This window comes from Nocardioides sp. T2.26MG-1 (assembly GCF_950101795.1).
In the GTDB taxonomy this organism is placed as follows: domain Bacteria; phylum Actinomycetota; class Actinomycetes; order Propionibacteriales; family Nocardioidaceae; genus Nocardioides.
In genome coordinates this window covers 32,500-54,826 of the sequence record NZ_CATNLZ010000035.1, presented here as the reverse complement: position 1 = coordinate 54,826, position 22,327 = coordinate 32,500, and the positions used below count along the sequence as shown (strand labels likewise).

Here is a 22,327-nt window from a genome sequence, read left to right as displayed (position 1 = left end):
GCCCTGGGACCGCGATCTCGGCGGGTCACCCCCGGACGAGGACGCGCTCCGGCATCGTGTAGCGGGACGGGACCGTGGCGGTCGAGCGCAGGTGGATGTTCTGCAGCAGGCCGATCGCGAGCATGCCCGCGAACATCGAGCTGCCGCCGTACGACACGAACGGCAGGGGTACGCCGGTGACCGGCATGATGCCCAGGCACATCCCGACGTTCTGGAACGCTTGGAAGCCGAACCAGCAGGCGATGCCGGCCGCGGCCAGCCGCCCGAACAGGTCGTCGGTCTGCGCGGAGATCCGCAGCGCCCGCCAGATCACCACGCCCAGCAGCGCGATCAGCACGCCCGCGCCGAGCAGGCCGAGCTCCTCCCCCGCGACCGTGAACACGAAGTCGGTGTGCTGCTCGGGCACGAACCCGGCCCGGGTCTGGGACCCGTCGAAGAGACCCTGGCCGAACAGCCCGCCGTTGCCGACGGCGATCCGCGCCTGCTCGACGTTGTAGCCGGCGCCGCGCGGGTCGAGGTCGGGGTCGGTGAACGCGAGGAACCGGTCGACCTGGTACTGCTTGAGGAAGCCGCCCGCGACCGCCGCCGCGGCCGCGGTGACGCCGCCGGCGGCGAGCAGCGCCAGCCACCGGCGCGGCGCGCCCGAGACCGCGAGCACGCCGAACACGGTCGCCGAGAGCACGAGCATCGTGCCGAGGTCGGGCTGGAGCATGATCAGCGCCGCCGGGAGGCCCGCGATCAGGAGCATGCCGGTGACGTCCGCGTGGGCGCCGCCGGGACGGCCCCGGCGGACGTCGGCGCGCTCGGCGACCCAGAGCGCCATGCCGATGACGACGGCGAGCTTGGCGAACTCCGAGGGCTGGATGGACATGCCGCCGAGCTCGAGCCAGGAGCGGGAGCCGTTGATCGTGCTGCCCATGGCCAGCACCAGCGCGAGACCCGCGAGCGAGGCGACGTAGACCAGCGGCGCGACGATCCGCACCCACCGGTGGTCGGTGGCCAGCACGACGACCATCAGCACCAGGCCGATGAGCACGTTGACGATCTGCTTCTTCAGGTACGCCGTGGGGTCGCCCCCGGTGAGGTCCTCGCGGTGGGTGGTCGCGGACCACACCAGCAGGCTGCCGAGCGTGACCAGGCCGAGCACGGCCAGCATCAGCACCCAGTCGAGCCCGGGGGCCCGGAACGCGGGTCGGGTGGTCGCCACTCAGTCCTCCTCGTCCTGGCCGTGCTCGTCCCGGGCCGGCGGCAGGATCGTGCCGTCGTCCATGAACGTCGGCAGCGCGTGCGGCGGCGTCACCCCCGGGATCGCGGCCTTCGACGGGTTCACGTCCATCCCGTCGATGCCGTACAGCGTCTCCCAGATCTTGCGGACCGCCGGGCCGGAGGTGCCCGAGCCAGTGCCGGCCTGGCTGACCATCATCACCACGACGTAGTTCTCGTCGTACGACGCGACCCACGACGTCGACTGCTTGCCGTAGACCTCGGCGGAGCCGGTCTTGCCGCGGATGTGCACGGTGTCGAGCGGGAAGTCACCGAACTTCCAGGCGAGCGTGCCGACCTTGGGCGTGCCCTGGAGCGCCCGGTCGACGTAGCGCAGGCTCGCCGCCGAGGCGTCGACCTTGCCCTCCACGACCGGCTTGAAGCGCTTGAGCACGGTGCCGTCGGGGCTGACGATCGCCTTGGCCACGCGGGGCGAGTAGAGCGTGCCGCCGTTCGACAGGGCGCTGTAGGCCCGCGCGAGCTGCAGCGGGGTGACCATCGTGTCGCCCTGGCCGATCGAGTAGTTCACCGCGTCGCCGGCGCGGTAGTAGCTGCCCTCGAGGCAGAACTCGTGGGCGAAGACCCGCAGGAAGCTGCTCTTCGCGCTGCCGTCGCGGTCGATCTTGCAGTAGTAGCCCTTCATCGCCTTCCAGTAGGCGAGCTTCCAGTGCCGGTCGGCGATCCGGCCGCTGGCCTCACCGGGGAGGTCGACCCCGGTCTCGCTGCCGAAGCCGAAGTCCTTCGCCTCCTGGACCAGCGGGTCCAAGGCGTCGACGTTCGTCGGGTCCGAGCCGTACTTGTTCCAGTAGTGCAGGCCGACGCGGTAGAAGAAGGTGTCGCAGGAGTACTGCAGCGCCTGGTCGAAGCCGATGAATCCCTTGGACGCCGACTCGTAGTTCTTGAACCAGCGGTTGCCGACCTGGAGCCCGGAGGAGCAGTCCAGGCGGGTGTCGGTGGAGAAGCCGTTGTTGAGCGCGCCGACGGTCATGATCGGCTTCCACGTCGAGCCGGGCGCGAACTGGCCCTGGGTGGCGCGGCCGAGCAGGGGGTTGCCGGCGTCCTCGGAGTAGAGCCGCGCGAGCTGCTTCTTGGTGATGCCGCCGACCCACACCCCCGGGTCGTACGTCGGCTGGCTGGCCATCGCCACGATCCGGCCGGTCCCGGCCTCCATCACGACCACGGCGCCGGAGTCGGCGCGGTAGTTGCGGTGGGTGACCTCGTCGTAGGTCTGGCGCGCGGTGCGGATCGTCTCGGCGAGCTGCCGCTCGACGACGCCCTGCACCTTGGCGTCGATCGAGGTGACCAGGGTGCTGCCCGGCTGGCTGTCGACCTCGCCGTCGTCGCCGAGCACGCGGCCCATCGAGTCGACCGCGACGCTCTTGTAGCCGGGCATGCCGCGCAGCCAGCGGTCGTACTCCTTCTCGACGCCGGCACGGCCCACCGACGAGGCCCCGTTGACCGACTGGTCGTCGCTCTCCTGGGCGCGGTCGAGCTCGTCCTCGGTGATCGGGCTGAGGTAGCCGAGCACGTGGGCGAGGTTCACGCCGTACGGCCGCGGGTAGGCGCGCACGCTCTGCTGCTCGGCGAGCACGCCGGGGTAGTCCTCGGGCTGCTCGAGGATGCGCAGCGCCACGGCCTGCTTGACGTCGGTGGCGACGGGCACCGGCTGGTACGGCGAGCCGTTCCAGCAGCTGCCGACCACGCTGCCGTCGTCGCCGCAGGTGACCAGGGCCCGGTGGATGGCGCGCTCCGGGACGTCGACGACGCCGGCCACCCGCGCGATCAGCACGTCCTGCTGGTGCTCGGTCATCTTGCCCAGCATGGTGCGGTCGATCGACACCACCCACGAGGTGCGGTTGGTGACGAGCGGGCGGCCCAGGTCGTCGACGATCAGCCCGCGCTGGGGCTGGACGACGATCTCGCGCACCGACTGGGACGCGGCCTGGGCGTGGTACTCGTCGCCGCCGACGACCTGCAGGTAGTAGAGCCGCGCGAACAGCGTCGCGAACAGCGCGAAGACCAGCGCCTGGATCACGACCAGCCGCAGCCGGCCGGACCCTCGAGAACCCGTGGAGGACACCGCCGCCACCCCCTAGGCGAGCGAGCGGTCGGGCTCGAGCCGCCGGAAGACCGCCATCACGGCGGGCAGCACGAGCGGCGTGAGCAGGAGGTCCCACAGCAGCGCGACCACGATCACCTCGAGCAGCTGGGGGACGCCGAGGGCCGGGTCGTCGAGCAGCAGACCGCTGAGCGCGAACACCGAGGTGCCGACGAACGACGAGGCGGCGACGGTCGCGACCACGGTGCCCGCCGACGGGCGCGCCTCCTGACGCACCCGGCCGGCGACGTACCCGACCAGCACGAGCGCGAGCGCCCAGCGGCCGGCGACGTGGTCGGCCGGCGGCGCGAGGTCGAGCACGACTCCGGCGCCGAAGCCGAGCACCACCGCGAACTGGGCGCCCCGGGTCAGGGCCGCGCCGACCACGACGAGCAGGCACAGGTCGGGCACGATGCCGTCCCAGGCGAGGTGCGGGAAGACCGAGACCTGGAGCACGACCGCGATCCCCACGGCGGCCGCGGCCGCGGCGGCGCGGACGACGTTCACCTCAGGCCCCCGCTCGACTCGATGACCGCGCGGTCGCTGGGGGTGCCGGAGGGCACCACCACGCCGACCAGGTCGAGGGTGCCGAAGTCGACGAACGGGTCGATCACCGCGCGCTGCGAGGACTCGCGCAGGCTGCTGTAGACGCTGGTGACCCGGCCGACCGGCACGCCCGAGACGTACGGGCCGCCGGCCTCGCTGCCCCAGGTGACGACCGCGTCGTGCTTGGCGGGGACCGCGGTCTGGTCGACCAGCTCGAGGTCGAGGCGGCCGTCGTTGCCGAGGACGCCGCGGCCGTGCAGGAAGCCGACCTCCATGCTCTCCCCGACCCGGCCGCCGACGACGGAGTCGGCGTCGACGATCAGCAGCACGGTGGCGGTGGAGCGGGTCACCCGCAGCACGCGCCCGACCAGCCCGTCGTTGTTGACCACGGTGAGGTCGGGGTGGATGCCGGCGTCCGAGCCGGCGTCGATGGTGACGGTGCTCGAGAAGGACTGCGACGGGCCGAGCCCGACGACGCGGGCCGGGACCAGGTCGTAGCCCAGGCTGCGGGCGGCCGCGGTGAGGCCGTCGTACTCCTCGAGGCGGTTGCGGTTGTAGCCCTGGGTCGCGAGGTCGGACTTGAGCCGGGAGTTCTCGGCCTGGAGCGCGATCAGGTCGTCCTGCATGGAGTTGCGCGAGCGGAACCAGCCGGAGACCTCGGTGAACGGCCGGACCGCGGTGTCGGCCGCGACCTCGACCGGCCCGAAGACCTCGCCGGCGGCGCGCCGGGCGGGGTCGAGCGGCGAGCCGTCGCCGGCCTGGTCGAGGGTCATCAGCGTCAGGCAGGCGAGCACCAGGGCGACCAGCAGCGCGGGCGACGGCTGCGGCCCCTCCCCCGGGGTGCGCCAGCGTCGCTCGCGGGTGGCGCGGAGCCGGTCGTGGCGCCGGTCCCGCCGCCAGTCGGGGGAGCGCATCAGCGGCGCCTCTGGTCGCTGACCAGCACCTGCTGGAGGGCCTCGAACTCCTCGACACACTTGCCGGCGCCCAGGGCGACGGAGCTGAGCGGGTCCTCGGCGACGTGCACGGGCATCCCGGTCTCGTGGCGCAGCCGCTCGTCGAGGCCGCGCAGCAGCGCACCCCCGCCGGTGAGCACGATGCCGCGGTCCATGATGTCGCCGGCCAGCTCGGGCGGGGTCTGGTCGAGCGTGCTGCGGACGGCGTCGACGATCGCGTGCACCGGCTCCTCGAGGGCGTGGCGGACGTCGGCACTGGAGACCACGACCGTGCGCGGGAGGCCGGAGACCATGTCGCGGCCCCGGATCTCGGCCTCGGGCTCCTCGGACATCGGGAACGCCGAGCCGATGGTCATCTTGACCTCCTCGGCGGTGCGCTCGCCGAGCATGAGCGAGTGCTCCTTCTTCATCCAGGCGACGATCGCCTGGTCGAGGTCGTCGCCCGCGGTGCGGATCGAGAGGCTGGTGACGATGCCGCCCAGCGAGATCACGGCGACCTCGGTGGTGCCGCCGCCGACGTCTACGACCATGTTGCCGGTGGCCTGGTGCACGGGCAGACCGGCGCCGATCGCGGCGGCCATCGGCTCCTCGACGATGTAGACGCGGCGGGCACCGGCCTGGTAGCCGGCCTCCTTGACCGCGCGCTGCTCGACCGCGGTGATGCCGCTGGGCACGCAGATCACCATCCGCGGCTTGGCGAAGTAGCGGCGCCGGTGCACCTGCTGGATGAAGTAGCGCAGCATCTGCTCGGTCGCCTCGAAGTCGGCGATCACGCCGTCCTTGAGCGGCCGGATCGCGGTGATGTTGTCGGGCGTGCGCCCGATCATCCGCTTGGCCTCGTGGCCCACCGCGAGGATCTCGCCGGTGGTGTCGTTGAGGGCGACCACGCTGGGCTCGTCGAGCAGCACGCCCTTGCCGCGGACGTACACCAGCGTGTTGGCGGTCCCGAGGTCCACGGCCATGTCGCGGCCGATGAAGCTGTTCGCCATGCGTCGTCGCCCTGTCGGTGGTGCGCCACCGCTGGGAGCGGTGATGCAGATGGGGAAGGTGTGACTACAGGCTACGAAGGCTGAACGCTGCCGCCCGGGAGGACACGCGGGCCCCGTCGGGCAGTAATCGCCGCCGCGGGGCGCTGGGCGACGTCAGGTCAGAGACCCGGGAACCAGATCGCGATCTCGCGCTCGGCCGACTCCGGGGAGTCCGAGCCGTGGACCAGGTTCTGCTGGTTGGAGATGGAGTAGTCGCCGCGGATGGTGCCGGGGGCGGCCTTGCGCCCGTCGGTCGCGCCATTGAGGGCACGGACGATCTCGACGGCCTCGTCGCCCTCGAGCACCAGCGCCACGAGCGGGCCGCTGGTCACGAAGTCGCGCAGCGGCGGGTAGAAGGCCTTCTCCACGTGCTCGGCGTAGTGCCGGTCCGCGACGGCCGCGTCGATCGTGCGCTGCTCCATCGCGACGATGGTCAGGCCCTTGGCCTCGTAGCGGGACAGGATCGCTCCGACGAGCCCCCGTCGGACGGCGTCGGGCTTGAGGAGGACGAGGGTGCGCAGACTCATGGTCCGCACCCTACTGAGCGGTCCGGGGGGTGGGGCGAGGGCCCTTCGGCGCTCAGGGGCAGGCCCTTCGGCCACTCATCCCCGGGACACCGCCCGGGCCAGGACGTCGCGGGGCACCGGGACGACCGCGTCCTCGTCGGGCACCGGAGCGGCGGGGACCCGGCGCAGCGGGATGTGCCCGCCCCACACGCCGGCGGCGACGTCCTCGGGCTCGTCGACCGGGCCGCCGGCGCGGGCCTTCATCGACGCCTCGTGGAGGGGTACGGCGAGCACCGCGGTCGCGGCCAGCTCCTTGCGGGTCGAGGGCCGCAGCGTCGCCGCGCGGCCCGGGATCATGTGGTCGACGATCAGGGCGAGCGCCCGCTCGCGCTCCGTGGGATCTGCCACCAGGCGGGCCTCGCCGATGACGACCGCGGAGCGGTAGTTCATCGAGTGGTGGAACGCCGAGCGTCCGGCCACCAGGCCGTCGAGCTCGGTGATCGTGACGCAGACCGTGGCGCCGGCCGCCGCGTGCACCCAGCCGGCGGCGACCGACCCGTGCACGTAGAGGCTGCCACCGGCGTCCGGGCCGTCGAGGTCGACCGCGAACGCCGTCGGGAGCACCAGCGGGTGGTCGCCGACGGCGACGCCGAGGTGCGCGACCAGGGCATCCTCGAGCAGCCGGTGCAGGTCGGCGCGGTCGTCGACCGCGCGGTTGCGGCCGCGCCCGACGGTGGTGCGCGGGGTGGGCGAGAGCGGGGCGAGCGATGCGGGCGCGGTGGTCACGGGTCTACGATCCGCGAGAAGTGGCCTGCACGCACGGGCCAATCCCGCACGACTTCGACAGGACACTTCCGATGGCCACGATGACGACGCTGCCCCTGCGGCTCGACCGGGACGCGCCCGGACCGCTCGGGGCGCAGCTCTCCTCCCGGATCCGCGACCTGGTGGTCGCCGGGACCCTCGCCCGCGGCGACCGGCTGCCGAGCAGCCGCGCACTGGCCGCCGAGCTGGGGGTCAGCCGGACGGTGACCGAGCAGGCCTACGAGCAGCTGCTCGCCGAGGGCTGGCTGGCGGCCCGCCGCGGGTCGGGGACGTTCGTGGCCTCGACCGTCGCGCCGGGCGTCGCGGGCCCCGGCGCAGCACCCCGCCGGCGCGTCGTGCAGCCGGCCGCCGACCTGGTCCGTCTCGACGCCGGCACGCCCTGGATCGACCCGCGGCACGCCGCGGGCTGGCGCCGGGCGTGGCGCGAGGTGTCGGCGGCCCGGCCGCCGCGGGGGTACGACGACCCGCGCGGGCTCCCCGAGCTGCGCGCGGCGCTCGCCGACCGGCTGGCGCGGACCCGAGGCCTGAGCGTGGACGCCGATGAGGTCATCGTCGTCAACGGCACCACCGACGGGCTGCGCCACCTGCTGACCGTGCTGCCGCCGGGGCCGGTGGCGATGGAGGACCCGGGCTACCGCGCCGCCGTCGAGACGGCCCGGGGCGTCGGCCGCGAGGTGCGCGACCTGCCGGCGCTGGCCCCGGTGCGCGACCTGGCCGGCGTGGCCGCGGCGTACGTCACCCCGGCTCACCAGCACCCGCTCGGCCGGGTGATGCCGGGCGCCGACCGGGTGGCGCTGCTCGACGCGGCCCGCGCGGCGGACGCGCTCGTGGTGGAGGACGACTACGACTCGGAGTTCCGCTACGACGTCGCACCGGTGCCCGCCCTGGCCAGCCTGGACCGCGGCCGGGTCGCCTACCTCGGCACCGCCGCCAAGTCCGTCGCGCCGTCGCTGCGGCTCGGCTGGCTGGTCGCGCCGCCCGAGCTGGCCGACCGGGTCAACGCGCGGCGGCTCGTCACCCACGAGGGCGCCCCGTGGCCGGTGCAGCGCGCCTACCTGGCGCTGCTCCGGGACGGCTACGTCGACAAGGTCGTGCGCACCGCCCGCCGGGTCTACGCCGAGAGGGCGCCGCGGGTCGCGGCCGCACTCTCGCCGTACGCCGAGCTCGCGGGCCCGCTCGCCGGGATGTACTCGACCTGGCTGCTGCCCGCCGCCGACGCCGTCCGCGCCCGCGACGCCGCGCGCCGGGCCGGCTTCGAGGTGAACCTGCTCGCGGACTACTGCCGCACCGCGACGCTCACGGGGCTGGTCGTCGGGTTCGGCGGGGTCACGGACGACGAGCTGGACCGGGCCCTCGTGGCGCTGGTCTCAGCCCTCTGACGCCGGGGGCTCCGCCGCCGTGTCGTCGAGCGCGGCGTAGGCCGCCGCCCGCTCGCGCTCGATCTTGACGCCGAGGAAGTACGCCGTGCCCCACAGCAGGGCGAAGATGCCGCCGAGCAGGAACATCAGCGGGATCACGAAGCCCAGGCCGACCGCGGCGCCCTGCACGACCCAGCCGAGGCTGTAGGCCCACTCCGCCCGGAGCATCCCGGCGAGCAGCAGGCACGCGACCGCGAGCCCGAGCCCGACGCCGACCGCCGTGGCGGTGTCGACGTCGGCGATCGAGATCATCACCGGGGTGGTCAGGCCGAGCGCGATCGCCTCGAGCGACAGGATCGCGGCGCACATGCCGCGGCGCGGCGACCGCTCGGGTCCGCTCATGCCCGCTTCTCCTGCCGGACCAGCAGCGAGCGCGCCTCCCCCACGGTCACCACCGACCCGGTGACCAGCACGGCGCCGGACCCGAGGCCCTCGCCGTACGCCGCGCCCGCCTCGGCCAGCGTCGCCGCGGCCTCGATGGCGTTGCCGAGGGAGGACTCGACCGAGACCCGGTCCTCGCCGAAGACCTCGCGGGCCACGACGGCGAGCCGCTCGGCCGGCAGCGCCCGGTCGGTGGAGTTCTGGGTGCACACGACGTGGGCGAGGTGCGGCTCGAGAGCGGCCAGCAGCCCCTCGTGGTCCTTGTCGTCCATCACCCCGATCACCCCGATCAGCGGGTGGAAGGTGAACGAGTCCTCGAGAGCCGCACCGAGCGCCTCGGCGCCGTGCGGGTTGTGCGCGGCGTCGAGCACGACGGTGGGGCTGCGGCGCACGATCTCGAGGCGTCCCGGCGAGGTCACCTCGGCGAACGCCGCGCGCACGACCTCGGCGTCCAGCACCTGGCTCTGCTCGCTGCTGGCGACGAACGCCTCGACCGCCGCCAGCGCGATCGCGGCGTTCTGCGCCTGGTGGGCGCCGTACAGCGGCAGGAAGACGTCCTCGTAGCTGGCGCGGAGGCCCCGGAGCGTCAGCATCTGGCCGCCGACCGCCGGCACCCGCGAGGCGACGCCGAAGTCCAGCCCCTCCCGGACGACGCTCGCGCCGACCTCGGCCACCCGCTCGAGGAGCACCTCGGCGACCTCGGGCGACTGCTCGGCGAGCACCGCGATGGATCCGGGCTTGATGATCCCGGCCTTCTCGACCGCGATCTCGCCGGCGGTCGTGCCCAGGTAGGCCGCGTGGTCGACCGCGACCGGCAGCACGACCGCGACCGCGGCGTCGACGACGTTGGTCGCGTCCCAGGACCCGCCCATGCCCACCTCGACGACGGCGACGTCGACGGGCGCGTCCGCGAACGCGGCGTACCCCATCGCGACGACGGTCTCGAAGAACGACAGCGGGTGCTCCTGGTCGTCGTCGATGATCTGGAGGTACGGCGCGACGTCGTTGAACGCGCGCACGAACTCCTCGTCGCCCAGGGGCTCGCCGTCGACCGAGATCCGCTCCGACATCCGCTCCACGTGCGGGCTGGTGAACCGGCCGGTGCGCAGGTCGAGCGCGCGCAGCAGCGTGTCGATCATCCGCGACGTGGAGGTCTTGCCGTTGGTGCCGGTCAGGTGGATGACGGGGTAGCCGGACTGCGGGTCGCCGAGCACCTCGGTCAGCGCGCGGATCCGGTCGAGGGACGGCTCCAGCCGGGTCTCGGGCCACCGGGACAGCAGCGCGTCCTCGACCTCCGCGAAGGTCTCGGCGAGTCGGGGTGTCTCGGGCGTGCTGCGGGGGGTGTCCGTCATGGTGCCCCGAGTCTAGGAGTGACCGAACGGGTGACAGGAAATGGAACAGGTTCTAGGTTGCTCGTCATGAGAACCACGGTGGCGGTCGTCAACGGTCCCGGCGAGGAGTTCGTGCTCGAGGAGGTGGAGGTCGACGGCCCCCGCCCCGACGAGGTGCTGGTGCGCATCGTCGCGACGGGGCTGTGCCACACCGACCTCTCGCTGCGCGACACGCTCCCGGCCGAGATGTTCCCGCGGGTCTTCGGCCACGAGGGCGCGGGGGTCGTGGAGGAGGTCGGCGTGGAGGTGACCGGTGTCAGCGTGGGCGACCATGTCGTGCTCAGCCTCGCGTCCTGCCGCGAGTGCGCGCGCTGCCGGGACGGCCGGGCGGGCTACTGCGAGCAGACGCTGATGCTCAACTACATGGGCTTCCGGATGGACGGCTCGACGTCCTACTCCCGCGAGGCCGGGCCGGTCTACGGCCACTTCTTCGGGCAGTCGTCGTTCGCCCAGCACGCGGTCGTGCTCGCCTCCAGCGTCATCGTCGTCGACCCGAGCCTCGACCTGACCCGGATCGCGCCCTACGGCTGCGGCTTCATGGCCGGTTCCGGCTCGGTGCTCAACGTCGCCCAGCCGCAGCCCGACGACAGCGTCGTGGTGTACGGCGTGGGCGCGGTCGGCCTGGCCGCGGTCGCGGCCGCGCGGGCCAGCGGCGTGGAGACCGTCGTCGCCGTCGACCTGCAGCCGAGCCGGCTCGAGGCGGCAGAGAAGCTCGGGGCGATCGGGGTCGACCCGGCCGGGCTCGGCGAGACCACCGTGGTCGACAAGGTCAAGGAGCTCACCGGCGGCGGGGCGACGTACGGCATCGAGACCACCGCGGTGCCCTCCGTGCTCAAGGAGGCCGCCCAATCGCTCGGTGTCCAGGGCACGCTGGTCGTGCTCGGTCTCGACATGAGCCGTCCGGAGTTCCCGGTCGACGCCATCGACCTGCTGCAGAACGGCAAGATCCTGCGCGGCTCGGTCGAGGGCGACTCCGACCCCCGCGAGATGGTTCCGCGGATGCTGCGGCTCAACGCCGAGGGCAAGTTCCCCGTCGACGACCTGGTGACGACGTACCCGTTCACCGAGATCAGCGCCGCGATCGCCGACGTGGTGGCCGGGAGGGTCGTCAAGCCGGTCCTGGTCTGGTGATCACCAGGTTGACCATGTCGACGACCGGCACGTAGCCCAGCGCCTGGTAGATCCTGTTCGACGTGGGGTTGGCCTGGTCGGTGAACAGGCAGCAGCGCACGCCCTGCTCGACGTACTGCCGCGACACCTCGGCGACCGCGGCGCTCGCGTAGCCGTGTCCGCGCTGCTCGATCGGCGTGTAGACGGGGCCGATCCGGGTGACGCCGTTGGCCGGCGGGTTCGCGCCGGTGAGGTGCACCCGCTCGCCGCGCTCGTCCTCCCAGAGCCACACCACCTCCTGCTCGATGCGCAGCAGCATGTCGTCGATCGTGAACGTCTCGAGCGGGCCCTGGTGCGGCTCGTCGCGGCCGGCCTGCTCCGCGGCAGCCATCCCGAACGCGCGGAACCATGCGAGCGCGAGCTCCGCATCGTCGGGCGTCGCCAGGCGCAGCCGGCCGGGTGGGCTGGGTGGCACCACCAGATCGCCCAGCTCGAAGAGCCGCAGGTGCTCGTGCACCCGGACCTCTCCCCCGGCCAGGCGGGCGGTCTCCTCGGCGACCAGACGGGCGGCGGGCAGGGCACCGTTCACGCCGCCGACCGCCTCGCCGCGCTCGTGCACCAGGCGGGCCAGGTCGACCGCGGCGTCGTCGGGCATCGGCAGCACGTACAGCGGGTGCGGCTCGAACGGCGCGGTCCGCATCGCGACCCCGGACACGGTGCCCGCGTCGTCGCGCACCAGCGCCCACCAGCGGGGGTGCTCGCCCGGCGGGAGCCCCCGCTCGTCGGCCAGCGCCAGGCGCTCGGTCACCGAGGCGATCACCGTCGTCACCACCGGGTCGGCGGCGAGGTGCTCGCCCGCGGCGGCGAGGAACGCGACAGGGTCGTCGATGATCTCGAGGCGGTGGTCCATGGAGGGAAGTGAGCCAGCCCGGTGCCCGTCGTCACAACCGGTTTCTCCGCCGCGGACGTCTGACCCTAGGATTTCGCCATGACCGACACGCAGGCTGACCAGGCACCGGAGACGGTGGAGACGACGCAGACCGCCGAGCGGCCCGTCGTCGCCGTACCCGACAAGCCTGCGCTGGAGGGTCTCGAGGCCACCTGGAGCGAGCGCTGGCGGGCCGAGGACACCTACGCCTTCGACCGCACCCAGCCGCGCGAGAACGTCTACTCGATCGACACGCCGCCGCCGACCGTGAGCGGCAGCCTGCACGTCGGGCACGTGTTCTCCTACACCCACACCGACCTGGTCGCGCGCTTCCAGCGGATGCGCGGCAAGTCCGTGTTCTACCCGATGGGCTGGGACGACAACGGCCTGCCGACCGAGCGCCGGGTCCAGAACTACTACGGCGTCCGCTGCGACCCGTCGCTGCCCTACGACCCCGACTTCACCCCGCCCGAGAAGCCCGACCCGAAGAAGCAGGTGCCGATCAGCCGGCCCAACTTCATCGCGCTCTGCGAGGAGCTCGTCCAGCAGGACGAGCAGGTCTTCGAGCAGCTGTGGCGCACCCTGGGGCTCTCCGTCGACTGGAGCCAGCACTACACGACGATCGGCACCAAGGCCCGCACGGTCAGCCAGCGCGCGTTCCTGCGCAACTTCGCCCGCGGCGAGGCCTACCTGCAGGAGGCGCCCACGCTGTGGGACGTCACGTTCCAGACCGCGGTGGCCCAGGCCGAGCTCGAGGCGCGTGACTACGCCGGCGCCTACCACCGGGTCGCGTTCCACAAGCCGGACCGCGAGCCCCTGTTCATCGAGACCACCCGGCCGGAGCTGATCCCCTCGGTGGTCGCGCTGATCGCGCACCCCGACGACGAGCGCTACCAGCCGCTGTTCGGCACCACCGTCACCAGCCCGGTGTTCGGAGTCGAGATCCCGGTGCTCGCCCACCCGCTGGCGGAGATGGACAAGGGCGCGGGCATCGCGATGTGCTGCACGTTCGGCGACCTGACCGACGTCACGTGGTGGCGCGAGCTCAACCTCCCGGTCCGCACGGTGATCGGCCGCGACGGCCGGATGTCGCGCGAGACGCCCGAGTGGCTGGCCCACGAGCCCGCGGCGTCGGCGTACGAGGACCTCAAGGGCAAGACCGCGTTCTCCGCACGCGAGGCCGTCGTGGCCAAGCTGCGGGAGGCCGGAGACCTCGACGGCGAGCCCAAGCCCACCCAGCGGATGACGAACTTCTACGAGAAGGGCGACAAGCCCCTCGAGATCGTCGCCACCCGCCAGTGGTACATCCGCAACGGCGGCCGCGACACGGACGTCCGCGACGAGATGATCGCGCGCGGCGCCGAGATCGAGTGGGTCCCGGCCCACATGAAGCACCGCTACGACAACTGGGTCGGCGGCCTCAACGGCGACTGGCTGATCTCCCGTCAGCGGTTCTTCGGGATCCCGTTCCCGGTCTGGTACCCACTCGACGCGGACGGAGAGCCCGACTACGAGCACCCGCTGCTGCCCCGCGAGGACGAGCTGCCGGTCGACCCCTCGACGATGGTCCCGCAGGGGTACGCCGAGGACCAGCGCGGCAAGCCGGGCGGCTTCGTCGGCGACCCCGACGTGATGGACACCTGGGCGACGTCGTCGCTGACCCCGCAGATCGCCGGCGGCTGGGAGTCCGACCCCGACCTGTGGCAGCGGGTCTTCCCGATGGACCTGTGCACCCAGGCGCACGACATCATCCGCACCTGGCTGTTCTCCCGGGTGGTCCGCGCGCACTTCGAGAACCACGCCGCGCCGTGGTCGCACGCGCTGGTCTCGGGCTTCATCCTCGACCCGGACCGCAAGAAGATGTCCAAGTCCAAGGGCAACGTCGTGGTCCCCACCGACGTCCTGGAGAAGTTCGGCGCCGACGCGGTCCGCTGGCGTGCCGCGATGGCCCGGCCGGGCCTGGACTCGCCGTTCGACGAGACCCAGATGAAGGTCGGCCGCCGGCTTGCGATGAAGGTGCTGAACGCGTCCAAGTTCGTGCTCGGTGGCGTCGGCGCCACCAGCGTGAACGCGTTCGAGGTGTCCGAGCCGGTCGACTGCGCGCTGCTCGCCCGCCTCGGTCAGGTGATCACCAAGGCCACCGACGCGTTCGAGGCCTACGACTACACGACCGCGCTGGAGACCGTCGAGAAGTTCTTCTGGGAGTTCTGCGACGACTACCTCGAGCTGGTCAAGGAGCGGGCGTACGCCGAGGACGGCGGCGCTCCCACCGCGTCGGCCAAGGCCGCGCTCGCGATCGCGCTCGACGTCCAGCTCCGGATGCTCGCGCCGTTCCTGCCCTACGTGACCGAGGAGGTCTGGTCGTGGTGGCGCTCGAGCGAGGGCTCGATCCACCGGGCGACCTGGCCCACCGTCGTCGAGCTGGGCTCGGCCGCGGCCGCCGACCCCTCGACCCTCGACGCGGTCGCGGCGGCACTGATCGGCATCCGCGGCGCGAAGTCCAACGCGAAGGTCTCGATGCGCGCCGAGCTGTCCCGGGTGGAGATCCGCGGCCCGCAGGCGCTGGTCGCCGCCGCGGAGCTGGCCGCCGACGACCTGCGCAAGACCGGCAAGGTCACCGGAGACGTGGTGTTCACCGTCGACGACACGGCCACCGAGCTCGGCGTCGACGCGGAGCTGGCCGCGACCGAGTAGTCAGCCGGCGAGGCGGCAGGCGGGCCGGGTGCGCTCAGCGCGCCCGGTGCCCCTGGCCGTGACCGTGCTCGCCGTGGTCCGCGTGGCCGTGCCCACCGTTGCCGTGGTCGCCCTGGTTCGCATGACCATGCCCACCGTTGCCGTGGTCGCCCTTGGCGTGGTCGCCCTTGGCGTGGTCGCCCTTGGCGTGGTCGCCCTTGGCGTGGTCGCCCTTCGCGTGGTCGCCCTTCGCGTGGTCACCCTTCGCGTGGTCACCCTTGCCGTGACCGCCCTTGCCGTGGTCACCCACCCAGTCGTCACGCCAGTCGCGGGGGTCTGGACCCGCGGAGGTGCCCGGAGCGGGGATGCCGGCGTCCACCTGCTCGTCGTCGCCCTTGCTCTGGCCTTGGCCCTTGCCCTGATGACCCTTGCCCGGGCCCTGGTCGCCGTCGGCGTCAGCGGAGCCGGCCGGGTCGTCGTCGATCCCCGTGAAGGGGTCGGTGGCATCGCCGGCGTCGACGACCCCGACCTGAGCGCCGGCGAGGTGCGACGTCCCGCCCGTGACTGCCGAGTCGGCCGGGGGCGAGCCGGCGTCGGTGCCCGAACCGTCCCCGTCACCTGACGGGGACCCGACCGGGCCGTCAGCGGTCGGGAGCGGGCCCGCCGCCTCGGTGGTCCGTGCGGGCGCCGGGTCGGGCTCGAGCACGGTGGCCTCGATGACGTGCTGTGCCACGATGCCGCTCAGGCCGGCGCGCAGCCAGCCTGGGGCCGCCTCGCTGCGGGCCACGTGCACCATCATCAGGGCGCACGCGATCGACACGACCGCAAAGGCCACCAGGGGTGGCTTGTGGTCGAGGAAGAGGCGGGTCCTGCGGGTGGCGTTCATCGGTGCCCAGTCTTCCGGTCCGGCACCCGTCACTCCAAGCGAACGAGCCTCTCTGGGCACGATATGACCCGAATGGACTAGTCCGGCTAGTCATCGTGAGCCACGGGCCGTGTGAGGCCCGTCACGCGCGGGACGTCTGCCGGCTGCTGCCGGAGCCGCGACGGTCAGGCGGACTTCTTCTTCTTGGCCTCGGACTCGCGCGGGATCAGCGTCGGGGAGACGCCGTCGGTGACGACCTCGCGGGTCACGATGACCCGGGCGATGTCGCCGCGGGAGGGCACGTCGTACATCACGTGGAGGAGGACCTCCTCGATGATCGCGCGCAGGCCACGGGCGCCGGTGCCGCGCTCGAGCGCGTTGTCGGCGATCGCCTGGATGGCCTCGGGGGTGAACTCCAGCTCGACGCCGTCGAGCTCGAAGAGCTTCTGGTACTGCTTGACGAGCGCGTTGCGCGGCTCGGTGAGGATCTGGACCAGGGCCTCCTGGTCGAGCTTGGTCACGCTCGCGATCAGCGGGAGACGGCCGATGAACTCGGGGATCAGGCCGAACTTGGTGAGGTCCTCGGGACGCACGAGCGACAGCAGGTCCTCGGCCTCCTTCTCGGCCTTGCCCCGCACCTCGGCGGTGAAGCCGAGGGTCTTCTTGCCGACCCGCTGCTCGATGATGTGCTCGAGCCCGGCGAACGCGCCGCCCACCACGAACAGGATGTTAGTGGTGTCGATCTGGATGAACTCCTGGTGGGGGTGCTTGCGACCACCCTGCGGCGGCACTGAGGCGGTGGTGCCCTCGATGATCTTCAGCAGCGCCTGCTGCACGCCCTCACCGGAGACGTCGCGCGTGATCGACGGGTTCTCCGCCTTGCGGGCCACCTTGTCGATCTCGTCGATGTAGATGATGCCGGTCTCGGCCTTCTTGACGTCGTAGTCGGCGGCCTGGATCAGCTTGAGCAGGATGTTCTCGACGTCCTCGCCGACGTAGCCCGCCTCGGTGAGGGCGGTCGCGTCCGCGATCGCGAACGGCACGTTCAGCATCCGCGCGAGCGTCTGGGCGAGGTAGGTCTTGCCGCAGCCGGTCGGGCCGATCACCAGGATGTTGGACTTGGCAACCTCGACGACCTCGTCCTTGCTGTGCTTGCCCGGGCCGGAGCCACCGCCGGGCTGGAGCCCGGCCTGCACCCGCTTGTAGTGGTTGTAGACCGCCACCGCGAGGGACTTCTTGGCGTGCTCCTGCCCGATCACGTAGGAGTTGAGGAACTCGAAGATCTCCTTGGGCTTGGGCAGCTCGTCGAGGCTGACCTCGGCGCCCTCGCTGAGCTCCTCCTCGATGATCTCGTTGCACAGGTCGATGCACTCGTCGCAGATGTAGACGCCAGGACCCGCGATCAGCTTCTTGACCTGCTTCTGGCTCTTTCCACAGAAGGAGCATTTGAGCAGGTCGCCGCCGTCACCGATACGTGCCACGGGTGGTCATCCTCCGGGTTGTCGAGCTCTGCGGGGTCGAGCCTGGTGCCGAGTGTTGCTGCGATCTGGTGGTACGAGGGTGGTGCGCAGGTCGTGCGCGACGCCTCCGACGGTACCCCGTGCCGCCCCCGGTTGGGGTGCGGACACGAGGAACCAGGAGGAACTGCCGCCCGGTCAGCCGGTCACCGCGGGGGTGCCCTTCAGTGACTGCAGCACGGCGTCGATCAGGCCGTACTCGACCGCGCCCTCGGCGGTCAGGATCTTGTCGCGCTCGATGTCGCGGCTGACCTGCTCGAGGTCGCGGCCGCTGTGGTCGCTGATCATCTTCTCCAGCAGCTCGCGCATGCGCAGGATCTCGTTGGCCTGGATCTCGATGTCGGAGGTCTGGCCGAAGGTGCCCTCGGTGTAGGGCTGGTGGATGAGGATCCGGCTGTTCGGGAGCGCCAGGCGCTTGCCCGGCGTGCCGGCGGCGAGCAGGATCGCGGCCGCCGAGGCGGCCTGCCCGATGCACACCGTCTGCACGTCGGGCTTGATGAACTTCATCGTGTCGTAGATCGCCGTCAGCGCGGTGAAGGAGCCGCCGGGGCTGTTGATGTAGATGCTGATGTCCTGGTCGGGGTTCATCGATTGCAGGCAGAGCAGCTGGGCGATCACCGCGTTGGCGACGTCGTCGGAGATCGGGGTGCCGAGGTAGATGATGCGGTCCTCGAACAGCTTGGCGTAGGGGTCGATGCGGCGGAAGCCGTAGGACGTGCGCTCTTCCCACTGCGGGATGTAGTAGTTCATGTCAGTCCTTCTTGCGGGCCGGACGCCCGTCGTCTGCGGCTTCGCGGGCACTCTTGATGACCTGGTCGACCAGGCCGTACTCGAGCGCCTGGTCGGCGGTGAACCAGCGGTCGCGGTCGGCGTCCATCTCGATCTGCTCGACGGTCTGGCCGGTGTGCTCGGCGATGAGCTCGAGCAGCACCTTCTTGATGTGGAGCGACTGCTGGGCCTGGATCTTGATGTCCGAGGCCGAGCCGCCCATGCCCGAGGAGGGCTGGTGCATCATGATCCGCGCGTGCGGGAGCGCGTAGCGCTTGCCCTTGGTGCCGGCGCAGAGCAGGAACTGGCCCATCGAGGCGGCCAGGCCCATGCCGACCGTCGCCACGTCGTTGGGGATGTAGTTCATGGTGTCGTAGATCGCCATGCCGGCGTCGACGGAGCCACCCGGCGAGTTGATGTGGAGGAAGATGTCGGCCTCGGGGTCCTCCGCCGAGAGCAGCAGCAGCTGGGCGCAGATCGCGTTGGCGTTCTGGTCGCGCACCTCGGAGCCGAGGAAGACGATCCGCTCGCGCAGCAGGCGCTGGTAGATGTGGTCGTCGAGGACGTTCATGCCCGCGCCGCCGTTGAGCTGTGGGCTGGAGTTCTGGGTCACGAGAGCGACCCTAGCCGGAAGCCTCGACAGTTCCACGGCCAATCCCCCGCTGTTCGCCGACAGCAGATAAGCCCGCGGACCGTACGGCGCTCAGGTCAGGCCTCCGCCGCCGCCTTCAGCCGGGCCACGGTCCGGGCCATGCCGTGCTCGAGCTCGTCCGCGTGGCCCTCGTTCCCACCCAGGAACAGTGGCGCGAAGACCTTGGACATCGCGGTGACGCCGTGCGGCACCGGCCGGCGGTGCACGACCCGGGTGAAGGCGTCGTCGGGTCCGGCCGGGCTCAGTTCCCAGATCCACCGGGCGCCGCTGGACGTGGTGTCCCACGCGATCGTGCGGCCCGGCTCGAGCGCCGTGACCACGCTGCGGGTCGGCCAGACGGCGGCCTTGCGGCGGTTGATGCCGAGGTACCACTGGCCGATCCGGAGATCTCCGGGCTTGAGCGGGACCATCCGGACCAGCTCGGGGCTCCATTCGGGCATCCGGGAGAAGTCCGTCAGCAGCGCCCAGACCCGCTCGGGGGGCGCCTCGACGACGGCCTCGGCACGCAGCTCACGATCGGCGGGTCCGCTCATGCGAGCCACTCTCGCAGAGCGCGGTGGACCTCGGGGTGGTTGAGCAGGCCGAAGTGGTCGGTGCGTCCCAGGTGCAGCACGTCGGCGCCCGGGAACAGGTGGCGGCCGTGCCGGTCGCGGCCGTACGCCGAGGGCACCCGCACCAGCAGGTCGCCCACGACGTGGCCGACGGGGTGGCGCTGGCGGGCGGTCACCGTCGCCGCGACGAGCCGGTAGCGCGCGTGCGGCAGAGGCGGCACGTCCTCGGCGAGCCCGCTCACCAGGTCGTGCACCCCGACCGAGCGCTGGTCGAGGATCCGGCCGAACGCCGCGGTCTCGCGGCGTCGGCCCAGACCGCGGCTGCCGTGGCCGATGCCGCGCGCGATCGGGGCGCCGAGGTGCGGCGTGCCGAGGGTGACCACGTCCGAGACGAGGTCGGCCCAGTGCCGCTCCGCCTGGTGCTCGGCGAGGTGCACCACCGCTCCCGCGGCCCGCACGATCAGCCCGCCCATCGAGTGCCCCACCAGCGCGATCCGCTGCAGCGGCACCGGCCACTCCTCGACCAGCCGCTGCAGCAGGGCGGCCAGCGCGACGCCGTTCTCGCGCAGGCCGAGACCGGTGTTGGCACGCAGGAAGACCGGCGTCCAGCCCGCGTCCGTGACGGTCTCGCCGTACGTCGTGCCGGTCCGCTCGCGCCACCGGTTCCAGTAGGACTCGTTCTCGCAGAGGCCGTGCACGAACACCACGACCCGCCCGGCGGCGTCGGGGAAGGCCGCGGCGAGGTGGTCGGTCGCGGGCGGCACGTCGCGGCCCTCGGACCGGACCGCCATCGGGATCGCGAGCCGCGGCCTCTCCGCCACGAGCCGGTCCCCGATCAGGCCGTTGACGGCCGAGCTGACGAACCGACCGCGTGGCCCCTCCTCGAGGCGCGGCCCGACCCCGGTCGCGGCGACCTTGCCGAGACCGGCGGACGCCGCGCGGAGGCCGGCGCCGAGCCCGCCGAACACGGCGCCGGCGATGGCGCTGCCCGGGTAGCCGCCGAACCGCTCGGCCCAGGCGTCGTGGGTGTCGTGCACGCTGCGCACCACCAGCTCGTCGACGACCTCCGTCAGCAGCGCGAACGCGTCGAGGTAGGTCGGGGCGGTGCCGGCGCCGGGGTGGTGGGTGCTCACCCGCGGCAGGATAGCCACCGAGTGCACGGCTGTGCACTCATCTGTCTCCGCTCGGCGCGCCGGGGTCCTGCCCGGCAACGGCCCGGCTCACTCCTGGGTGGCGGTCTCCTCCGCAGCCGGCTCCTCGGCGGTGGCCTCGGGCGCGTCGCCCTCGGACTCCGGCTCGCCGATGGTGCCGTCGGGGCGCAGGTTCTTCAGCTCGACCACGTTGCCGGAGGCGTCCTTGACGACCGCCGACTCCACGACCCGGGCGAGCGCCTTGCCGCGCAGGATCTCCTGCACGAGCTCGGGGATGTGGTTGTGCTCGAACATGTGGTTCGCGAACTCCTGCGGGTCCTGGCCGGACTGCTGGGCGCGACGGACGAGGTGCTCGGAGAGCTCGCTCTGGTCGATGCCGAACTCCTCCTTCTTCGCGATCTCGTCGAGGAGGAACTGGGCGGCGACCGCGTCGCGGACCCGGCGGTCCAGGTCGGCCTCGAACTCCTCCAGGGTCTGGCCCTCGTCCTCGAGGTACTTCTCCATGGAGACACCGGAGTAGGCGAGCTGCTGCTCGACGTTCTGGCGGCGGGCGTTGAGCTCATCGGTGACGACGACCTCGGGCAGCGGCACCTCGACCCGGTCGAGCAGCTGCTCGAGCACGGCGTCGCGGGCGGCGGCGGCCTGCTCGAGGCGGCGGCCGCGGCCGAGCCGCTCGCGGACGTCCTCGCGGAGCTCGTCGACGGTGTCGAACTCGGAGGCCATCTGGGCGAACTCGTCGTCGAGCTCGGGGAGCTCCTGCTCCTGGACCTGGCTGACCTTGACGGTGACGTCGACGGGCTGGCCGACCAGGTCACCTCCGACCAGCTCGGACTGGAAGACCTTCTCGTCGCCGGCGGCCATGCCGGTCAGCGCCTCGTCGAGGCCGTCGAGCATGCCGCCGCGGCCGACGCGGTAGGACATGCCGGACACCTCGGCGCCCTCGATCGGCTCACCCTCGTGGGTCGCCACGAGGTCCATGACCACGAAGTCACCCTCGACGGCCGGGCGCTCGACGTCGATCAGGGTCGCGAAGCGCTCACGGAGCGCCTCGACCTGCTCGTCGACGTCGGCGTCGGTCAGCTCGATGTCCTCGACCTCGGCCTCGACACCGTCGTAGTTCGGCAGCGCGATCTCGGGACGGATGTCGACCTCGGCGGTGAACTCCAGGGTCTCGTTGTCCTCGAACTTCGTGACCTCGATCTCCGGCTGCGCCAGCGGCTGGAGGGAGTTGGCCTGCAGCGCCTCGACGTACTTCTGCGGCACCACCTCGTTGATCGCCTCGTCGAGCACCGCGCCACGCCCGACCTGACGGTCGATGACCATCGGCGGGACCTTGCCGCGCCGGAAGCCTGGGACGTTGATCTGCTGGGCAATCTTCTTGTACGCCGCGTCGAGGCTCGGCTTGAGCTCCTCGAAGGGCACCTCGACGGTCAGCTTGGCCCGGGTCGGGCTCAAGGTCTCGACGGCGCTCTTCACAGGTCTTCTCCTCATGCTTCTCATTGGGTGGGTGTCGGGGCGACAGGACTCGAACCTGCGATCTCCTGCTCCCAAAGCAGGCGCGCTAGCCACTACGCTACGCCCCGCCAAGTGGGCTCCCGATCCACAACTGGTGCGGTCGGTCCCTGCTTGGAGCGGATGACGGGAATCGAACCCGCGTAGCCAGTTTGGAAGACTGGGGCTCTACCATTGAGCTACATCCGCAC

The 22,327-nt window shown here is 72.0% G+C and carries 20 protein-coding genes and 2 tRNA genes; 3 read left to right on the top strand and 19 right to left on the bottom strand.

Annotated elements, in window-relative coordinates:
- Positions 1-25 precede the first annotated feature (25 nt).
- The 7 genes from rodA to QQZ14_RS22140 all read right to left on the bottom strand — a co-directional run bounded on the left by rodA (position 26) and on the right by QQZ14_RS22140 (position 7,180).
- Positions 26-1,207, bottom strand: coding sequence for a rod shape-determining protein RodA (rodA, locus tag QQZ14_RS22170; RefSeq protein ID WP_284536600.1), 1,182 nt, complete (start codon positions 1,205-1,207; stop codon positions 26-28).
- Positions 1,208-3,343, bottom strand: coding sequence for a penicillin-binding protein 2 (gene mrdA / locus QQZ14_RS22165; protein ID WP_284536599.1), 2,136 nt, complete (start codon positions 3,341-3,343; stop codon positions 1,208-1,210).
- A 12-nt stretch (positions 3,344-3,355) separates the two neighbouring features.
- Complete coding sequence (mreD, locus tag QQZ14_RS22160) at positions 3,356-3,868, bottom strand: rod shape-determining protein MreD (protein WP_284536598.1); 513 nt, start codon at positions 3,866-3,868, stop codon at positions 3,356-3,358.
- Positions 3,865-4,821: a rod shape-determining protein MreC gene (gene mreC, locus QQZ14_RS22155; RefSeq protein WP_284536597.1), complete on the bottom strand. Its 957-nt coding sequence runs from the start codon at positions 4,819-4,821 to the stop codon at positions 3,865-3,867. The genes mreD and mreC overlap by 4 nt, the downstream gene beginning before the upstream one ends.
- Positions 4,821-5,849, bottom strand: a complete 1,029-nt coding sequence (locus QQZ14_RS22150) for a rod shape-determining protein (RefSeq protein WP_284536596.1) — start codon at positions 5,847-5,849, stop codon at positions 4,821-4,823. Before QQZ14_RS22150 ends, mreC begins: the two co-directional genes overlap by 1 nt.
- A gap of 158 nt (positions 5,850-6,007) precedes the next feature.
- The gene (ndk, locus tag QQZ14_RS22145) at positions 6,008-6,415 is read right to left on the bottom strand and encodes a nucleoside-diphosphate kinase (RefSeq protein ID WP_284536595.1); all 408 of its coding nucleotides are present in this window, start codon (positions 6,413-6,415) and stop codon (positions 6,008-6,010) included.
- Positions 6,416-6,490: 75 nt separating this feature from the next.
- On the bottom strand, positions 6,491-7,180 hold the full coding sequence (locus QQZ14_RS22140) for a pyridoxamine 5'-phosphate oxidase family protein (protein WP_284536594.1): 690 nt from the start codon (positions 7,178-7,180) through the stop codon (positions 6,491-6,493).
- A 71-nt stretch (positions 7,181-7,251) separates the two neighbouring features.
- Between QQZ14_RS22140 and pdxR the strand changes: the two genes are divergently transcribed.
- The gene (gene pdxR / locus QQZ14_RS22135) at positions 7,252-8,598 is read left to right on the top strand and encodes a MocR-like pyridoxine biosynthesis transcription factor PdxR (RefSeq protein WP_284536593.1); all 1,347 of its coding nucleotides are present in this window, start codon (positions 7,252-7,254) and stop codon (positions 8,596-8,598) included.
- Here the strand turns inward: pdxR and QQZ14_RS22130 are convergent.
- Both QQZ14_RS22130 and folC read right to left on the bottom strand, forming a co-directional pair.
- Positions 8,587-8,979 carry a DUF4233 domain-containing protein gene (locus QQZ14_RS22130; RefSeq protein ID WP_284536592.1) on the bottom strand — a complete coding sequence of 131 codons (393 nt, stop codon included), beginning with the start codon at positions 8,977-8,979 and terminating at the stop codon, positions 8,587-8,589. The genes pdxR and QQZ14_RS22130 overlap by 12 nt on opposite strands.
- Complete coding sequence (gene folC / locus QQZ14_RS22125) at positions 8,976-10,370, bottom strand: bifunctional tetrahydrofolate synthase/dihydrofolate synthase (protein WP_284536591.1); 1,395 nt, start codon at positions 10,368-10,370, stop codon at positions 8,976-8,978. Before folC ends, QQZ14_RS22130 begins: the two co-directional genes overlap by 4 nt.
- A 66-nt stretch (positions 10,371-10,436) precedes the next feature.
- Between folC and QQZ14_RS22120 the strand changes: the two genes are divergently transcribed.
- Positions 10,437-11,540 carry an alcohol dehydrogenase catalytic domain-containing protein gene (locus QQZ14_RS22120; RefSeq protein WP_284536590.1) on the top strand — a complete coding sequence of 368 codons (1,104 nt, stop codon included), beginning with the start codon at positions 10,437-10,439 and terminating at the stop codon, positions 11,538-11,540.
- On the opposite strand, the gene QQZ14_RS22115 is transcribed toward QQZ14_RS22120, so the two are convergent.
- The gene (locus QQZ14_RS22115; protein ID WP_284536589.1) at positions 11,518-12,429 is read right to left on the bottom strand and encodes a GNAT family N-acetyltransferase; all 912 of its coding nucleotides are present in this window, start codon (positions 12,427-12,429) and stop codon (positions 11,518-11,520) included. The two genes, QQZ14_RS22120 and QQZ14_RS22115, sit on opposite strands and share 23 nt — an antisense overlap.
- Positions 12,430-12,507: 78 nt before the next feature.
- On the opposite strand from QQZ14_RS22115, the gene valS reads away from it, so the two are divergent.
- On the top strand, positions 12,508-15,141 hold the full coding sequence (gene valS / locus QQZ14_RS22110) for a valine--tRNA ligase (RefSeq protein WP_284536588.1): 2,634 nt from the start codon (positions 12,508-12,510) through the stop codon (positions 15,139-15,141).
- A 34-nt stretch (positions 15,142-15,175) separates the two neighbouring features.
- On the opposite strand, the gene QQZ14_RS22105 is transcribed toward valS, so the two are convergent.
- From QQZ14_RS22105 to QQZ14_RS22065, 9 genes are all read right to left on the bottom strand, one after another.
- Entirely contained in the window at positions 15,176-16,006 is an 831-nt protein-coding gene (locus QQZ14_RS22105; protein WP_284536587.1) for a hypothetical protein, read from the bottom strand.
- Between the two features lie 164 nt (positions 16,007-16,170).
- Complete coding sequence (clpX, locus tag QQZ14_RS22100; protein ID WP_284536586.1) at positions 16,171-17,466, bottom strand: ATP-dependent Clp protease ATP-binding subunit ClpX; 1,296 nt, start codon at positions 17,464-17,466, stop codon at positions 16,171-16,173.
- 174 nt (positions 17,467-17,640) lie between these two features.
- The gene (locus QQZ14_RS22095) at positions 17,641-18,252 is read right to left on the bottom strand and encodes an ATP-dependent Clp protease proteolytic subunit (protein WP_284536585.1); all 612 of its coding nucleotides are present in this window, start codon (positions 18,250-18,252) and stop codon (positions 17,641-17,643) included.
- 1 nt (position 18,253) lies between these two features.
- On the bottom strand, positions 18,254-18,841 hold the full coding sequence (locus QQZ14_RS22090) for an ATP-dependent Clp protease proteolytic subunit (RefSeq protein ID WP_284536803.1): 588 nt from the start codon (positions 18,839-18,841) through the stop codon (positions 18,254-18,256).
- Positions 18,842-18,978: 137 nt separating this feature from the next.
- Positions 18,979-19,455, bottom strand: coding sequence for an SRPBCC family protein (locus tag QQZ14_RS22085; RefSeq protein ID WP_284536584.1), 477 nt, complete (start codon positions 19,453-19,455; stop codon positions 18,979-18,981).
- Positions 19,452-20,606 carry a lipase family alpha/beta hydrolase gene (locus QQZ14_RS22080; protein WP_284536583.1) on the bottom strand — a complete coding sequence of 385 codons (1,155 nt, stop codon included), beginning with the start codon at positions 20,604-20,606 and terminating at the stop codon, positions 19,452-19,454. Before QQZ14_RS22080 ends, QQZ14_RS22085 begins: the two co-directional genes overlap by 4 nt.
- Before the next feature lie 87 nt (positions 20,607-20,693).
- Entirely contained in the window at positions 20,694-22,100 is a 1,407-nt protein-coding gene (gene tig / locus QQZ14_RS22075) for a trigger factor (RefSeq protein WP_284536582.1), read from the bottom strand.
- Between the two features lie 34 nt (positions 22,101-22,134).
- Positions 22,135-22,207: transfer RNA gene (locus tag QQZ14_RS22070), tRNA-Pro, on the bottom strand.
- Positions 22,208-22,251: 44 nt separating this feature from the next.
- A tRNA-Gly gene (locus QQZ14_RS22065) sits at positions 22,252-22,325 on the bottom strand.
- Positions 22,326-22,327: the final 2 nt, after the last annotated feature.